This is a genomic window from Alcanivorax sp. HI0083, assembly GCF_001635175.1.
Map to the genome: position 1 here is coordinate 1 of NZ_LWFX01001278.1, position 5486 is coordinate 5486.

Annotated in this window: 6 protein-coding genes and 1 pseudogene; 6 read left to right on the forward strand and 1 reads right to left on the reverse strand. The window is 56.9% G+C overall.

The window, feature by feature from the left end:
• Positions 1-363 (reverse strand): cupredoxin domain-containing protein (locus A3754_RS18905; RefSeq protein WP_063520938.1); only part of this gene is annotated, 363 nt, incomplete at its 3' end.
• Positions 364-568: 205 nt separating this feature from the next.
• Between A3754_RS18905 and A3754_RS18910 the strand changes: the two genes are divergently transcribed.
• From A3754_RS18910 to A3754_RS27930, 6 genes and pseudogenes are all read left to right on the forward strand, one after another.
• Positions 569-1237: a response regulator transcription factor gene (locus A3754_RS18910; RefSeq protein ID WP_063520939.1), complete on the forward strand. Its 669-nt coding sequence runs from the start codon at positions 569-571 to the stop codon at positions 1235-1237.
• 19 nt (positions 1238-1256) lie between these two features.
• The gene (locus A3754_RS18915; protein WP_197468715.1) at positions 1257-2585 is read left to right on the forward strand and encodes an ATP-binding protein; all 1329 of its coding nucleotides are present in this window, start codon (positions 1257-1259) and stop codon (positions 2583-2585) included.
• A gap of 676 nt (positions 2586-3261) precedes the next feature.
• On the forward strand, positions 3262-3456 hold the full coding sequence (locus A3754_RS28600; RefSeq protein WP_230457875.1) for a hypothetical protein: 195 nt from the start codon (positions 3262-3264) through the stop codon (positions 3454-3456).
• Positions 3457-3538: 82 nt separating this feature from the next.
• Complete coding sequence (locus A3754_RS18925; protein WP_062817356.1) at positions 3539-4033, forward strand: RadC family protein; 495 nt, start codon at positions 3539-3541, stop codon at positions 4031-4033.
• A 99-nt stretch (positions 4034-4132) separates the two neighbouring features.
• Positions 4133-5101, forward strand: a complete 969-nt coding sequence (locus tag A3754_RS18930) for a DUF932 domain-containing protein (protein ID WP_063508769.1) — start codon at positions 4133-4135, stop codon at positions 5099-5101.
• A gap of 84 nt (positions 5102-5185) precedes the next feature.
• Positions 5186-5486 (forward strand): annotated as a pseudogene (locus tag A3754_RS27930) (hypothetical protein); the annotation flags it as partial.

Consider the following 5486-nt stretch of genomic DNA (forward strand, 5'->3'; position numbering starts at 1 on the left):
GTCCATGCTCATCATGTCGTGATTCAGCTTCCCGCCCTGAATCACGCCGTGCTCTACCATCATCATCATTTCCTCCTGATGCCCCTCATGCATCTCAGGTGTGCCGATGTTGAACTCGTGAACGAGGTTCCCTTTGTTCTCCACCATGAACCGCACCGTTTCCCCGGGGCTTACGGTGATTGATTCCGGTTCATAGTAGTTGTCGTACATTTCGACTGTTATGGTTCGGCTGACCTCTGAGGCTTTGCCGGGCTCACCACTCGCAGCGCCGTGACCATGGCCTCCACCATGGGTTCCAGCGGCAAAGGCGGTCGCCGACAATGAGATAGCCGCAGCAGCAACGAGAAATTTTGATATGGTCATATATCTTCTCCCTTGAACAGATTTGGCCCTGGAGGCCGGGTTGTCTCACTCAAAACTTGAGCAATATCCAGAAACGGTTGCTACCATCGCTCAGCAACCTGAATCCATGCTGAAAATCGGAATTATTTTTTTCGTTCAGGCACAATTCAGCTTGGACAACCATACTGACGGGCTTTGATCCTCAAATTGAGAAGGCAAATCAGGAATGCGATTACTTCTGGTGGAAGATGATTCCCTACTGGCGAACGGGCTAAGCGCCCATCTGGAAAAGGCCGGTTTCAGCGTGGATACCGCCCGTACAGCACGGGACGCCGGGCAACTCGGGCAGCAGGAAAGCTACCAGGCCGGTATTCTTGACCTGGGCCTGCCCGACGGCAACGGTCTGGACGTACTGAGGCAGTGGCGGACGCATAAGGTCAGCTTCCCGGTGCTGATCCTGACCGCCAGAGGAGACTGGAAGGACAAGGTCAATGGACTTAAGGCCGGCGCCGATGATTACCTCGCGAAACCTTTCCAGACCGAAGAACTGATTGCCCGGCTTCACGCCATCGTCCGGCGAAGCGAAGGTCGAATAATGGATATCCTGACAGCGGGCCGATTCGAGCTGGACGAAAATCGCCAGACGTTAAGATCCGGTGACCAGACCGAACATAGCCTGACCGGTACGGAGTTCCGCTTGCTCCGCTGTCTGATGAGTCGACCCGGGCAGGTTTTTTCGAAAGAGCAGCTTCTGGACCAGCTATACAGCCTCGACGACACACCCAGCGAGAATGTTATCGAAGCCTATGTACGGCGGCTCAGGAAGCTGGTGGGTCCGGACACCATAAAGACCCGACGCGGTCAGGGGTACCTGTTCGATGCCGATAGCCGCTAGACCTCACTCAGTCAGGGCGATGCTCCTGATTCTGCTGCTTCCGGCCGGTATTGGCCTGATGGCGCTAGCCTGGATCATCCATGGGGCCTTGCTGGAGAGGATGTCCACGGACTTTGTAGAAAGCCGCCTGAAAGACGAGGTGGCTTTTCTGGAACACCAGATCCGCCAGTCCGGCGGCCGAACTGACACACTCCAGACCGGCGACTACTTTCAGGAAGTGTTCCACCACGCCTTCGCCATTGCCTCTCCGTCCGGGCAGTCCATTTCACCGAAAACCTGGACACCGCTGCTGAGGCCATTGCTCTCGTCCGAACAGGAAGGAGCCGTGAGAGTCCGGGATGCTGAGGTGCCCGCTGCGCCTTCCGAAATGCTGGGGTATCGCCGTGCCTTCACGGTCGACGGAAATTCCTTCGTGGTCATTGTTGCTGAGGATATGGAGGCACTGCAGCAAAGTCAGGCCGAACTCCACACCTGGACCGCCGTCGTTTCGGTTTTACTGGTCATTCTGATGATCGGGAGCATATGGGTGGGCATCAGTCTGGCCCTGCGGCCAGTAGTGGGCCTTCAGGCGAGCCTGAAAAGACTTCAGTCAGGCGATATTTCCCGTATTAACGCAAATGGCCCGGAAGAATTCCGGCCCCTCGTCCGGCAACTCAATCGACTGCTGGATTCACTGGATGACCGGTTGGAACGCTCCCGTGACGCCCTTGCCAACCTTTCCCACAGTGTGAAAACGCCCATAGCGGCTGTCAGACAGATCCTGGAAGACACGAGCCGCCCGCTCGATAAGAACCTGAGACGGGAAATGGCGTCGCGCCTCGACGACATAGATGCTCAGCTTGAGTCAGAAATGCGGCGAAGCCGGTTTGCAGGCCCACAGGTCGGCCAAAGTGCCTGCCCGGTCAAACAGGCCCGGGACCTGCTGTGGATGGTCGGCCGCCTCTACCCCGATAAATCTTTTGAACTATCAACATATCTGCCTGAACACCGTCGCTGGCCTGTCGAGGAGCATGATCTGAACGAAATCCTTGGCAACTTGCTGGATAACGCAGGCAAATGGTCGTTCCGCTGGGTGGAGCTCACCCTGGGTGAAGATCAAGGCCAGTTAAAAATTATCATCAGCGACGATGGGGCCGGCGTCTTAGAGACAGCCCGCTCAAAATTGGGCACGCGGGGATTAAGACTGGACGAGCAAAAACCCGGTCATGGCCTGGGACTGGCTATTGTCCACGCGATAGTTGAGCGTTATCAGGGGCTGGTTCATTACACGTCCAGTAAGGTAGGAGGCCTTACTGCAGTTGTTGTAATCCCTGGTTCTGATCGATTCGGCGACCGGTCAGACAACTGACACCTTCACCCTCCATTCTCTATGCTTCAAGTCAAATTCATCAATAGTTGGGATGATGATTTGGAGTCTCGTCCAGCCTGTTCAATCTCGACCGCTCTATAATGAGCTTTTCCTGAAGGATACTGAATCTACACCCACTAACACTACTTGCTCTACTTGCAACCCAAAACAGCAAACCGATGCTTTTGATCATGAATTTTATACCCCCCCCCCCCTTTCACTGCATGCCAGAGCCCGCCTTGTGCGGGCTTTTTCATGCCGTTTTGGAGTTTCTATGGATATTCGAGCGAGCTGGGCCTGTACCACGTACAGGGCTACGTTAATCCTGAGGAGATTATCAGTACGGCGGCCACCATTTTGTATGGCTGAAAGGTGTCTAGCAAACCGGTGGCGATTCACACACCTGAACTGACTTCCCACTTAGTAATTTCATTTCTGTTACCTAGTCTACGTCTCGATTCCAGATTTTTTCACCTACATATCACCCCCATGAAGCCAGGAAGGAATGACCCTCCTGGTCCCATTTCATGGAGGTTTAATGATCATTCAATGTCCCAGCTGCCAATCTATCCGGATAGCGGCGCTCCACACCGGGCGCAGGGTATGCGGCTCTGTCGGCACAGCCGCGGGTGCCGCGAGTGGAGTTGCGGCGGCCACAAGTGGCGCTCGTGTGGGTATGACGCTGGGCTATGTCGCGGGCCCTGGAGGATCGCTGCTCGGCGGCATAGCCGGTGCCGTGATCGGCGGCCTGATCGGAGGTGTTGCCGGCGGAGAGGCCGGTGCCGCTCTCGGTGACAAGCTCGACCAAACCTTTCTCGACAACCTGAAGTGCCTGGCTTGCGGCCACACCTTTCGACTCGACACCGATTAACCCGTATTTCGCACTTGCCCCCCCTTCACTACATACCAGAGCCCGCCTTGTGCGGGCTTTTTTATGCCGTTTTGGAGTTTTTATGGATATTCCCACTTTCGTGAAGAACGAGCAGGGCCTGTACCACGTGCAGGGCTGTGTTAAACCCGAGGAGATTGTCAGTACGGCGGCCACCATCCTACTGGATGAACTCACCGGTCGAGATACGCTCACTGCGCCCACCGATGTTGCCCAGTTCCTGCAGATGGCTCTGGCCCAGGAAAAAAACGAGGTCTTCGCGGCCATCTTCCTCAACAACAAACACAAGGTGCTCAGTTTCGAGCCCTTGTTCAACGGCACCATTGATGGCGCGGCGGTGTATCCCCGTGTAGTGGTACAGCAGGCGCTGGCCTGCAATGCCGCTGCCGTAATCTTTGCCCACAACCACCCCTCCGGGTGCTGTGAGCCCTCCCAGGCTGATCGCACCATCACCACCCGACTCAAGGACGCTCTGGCCCTGATCGATGTACGGGTACTGGATCACTTCGTCGTGTCCCGCTCCGAGTGGGTCAGCCTGGCCCAGCGTGGCTGGCTCTAAGCCTTCACTCTTCTGCTTTTGCTCTACCCCTGACTCACCCCCTCTTCTCATTCGCCAATCCGCCCGTTTCGGGCTCACCGTTTTTCTTGGAGATTTACCATGGCACATCTTGTCGAAAGCATGGCCTATGCAGGCCGCACCCCCTGGCACGGGCTGGGCAACCAGCTCGCCGCCCAACAGCCCCTCAATGTCTGGATGCAGGAAGCCGGCATGGACTGGGAGATCCGTGAGACTCCTGTTCGCTTCATTAGCAGCGAGGCTGGATCCCTGGGACAGATCTCATCCTTCCCGGATCAGAAGGTGCTGTTCCGATCAGATAATCAGGCGCCTCTGTCCGTAGTGAGCAACCGCTTCAAGGTGGTTCAGCCCCGGCAGATCCTGGAGTTTTACCGGGACCTCACCGAGCGCTCCGGCTTTGAACTGGAAACCGCTGGCGTCCTTAAAGGTGGCCGCAAGCTCTGGGCGCTGGCCCGCACCGGGCAAACAGGTTCTTTGGCTGGCAATGACCAGACCAACGGCTATGTGCTGCTGGCCACCGCCTGTGACGGTACCTTGGCGACCACTGCCCAGTTCACCAGCATCCGGGTGGTGTGCAACAACACCCTGGCGGTAGCCCTCAATGGCGCCGGCCAGGCGGTGAAAGTCCGGCACAACACCACCTTCGATGCTCAGGCGGTCAAGAAACAGCTGGGTATCTCCGTCTCTGCCTGGGATGACTTCATGTATCGCTTGAAAGCGCTGAGCGAACGACGGATCACCCGCAAGACCGCCGAGAAGGTCATGCGTTCGGTCTTCACCGATGTGAACTACTCCTCTGGGGACATGCTGGTGAAGCCCAACGAACAGGCCATGAAGAAGGCTATGGCGCTGTATGACGGGGCCGGTCGCGGCGCAGAGTTGCCGTCAGCCAAGAACACGGCCTACGGCCTGCTCAATGCAGTCACCGAGTTCGTGGACCACGAACGTCGCGCCCGCAGCACCGACAACCGGCTGGATTCCGCCTGGTTCGGCAAGGGTGCCCAGATCAAGCAGCGGGCCCTGAGCCAGACTCTGGAACTGGTGACCTGACTGATTCCCGACTCACTCTTTTTCCTCGACTAAAGCCCGACCCGCTCTGTGCCGGTCGGGCTTTTTATTGTTTGGAGCCTGACCATGACAGAACGTAATCACGATAGCCGTGTGAACCCGGAAGCCAGACTCTCTGCGCCACCCCTCTCCCCGCATCTGGCCGCCATCTGGGGCGCCTTTCTCCATGAAGGGGTGATGCTGAACAAGGAGCGCGGTACCCGGCTTCTGGAGATCTGGGGTAATGGATGCATTGAGCTGATCAGCACCCTGTGTGACTTCATCCCCGATATCTGGAAACAGGTGCAACCCTACTGGTATGGCCCGCAAGGGTTTCCTGGGGTGTTCGAGTACGAGGTGGTGTCTATCCTGGGCGAACAGCTGGGCA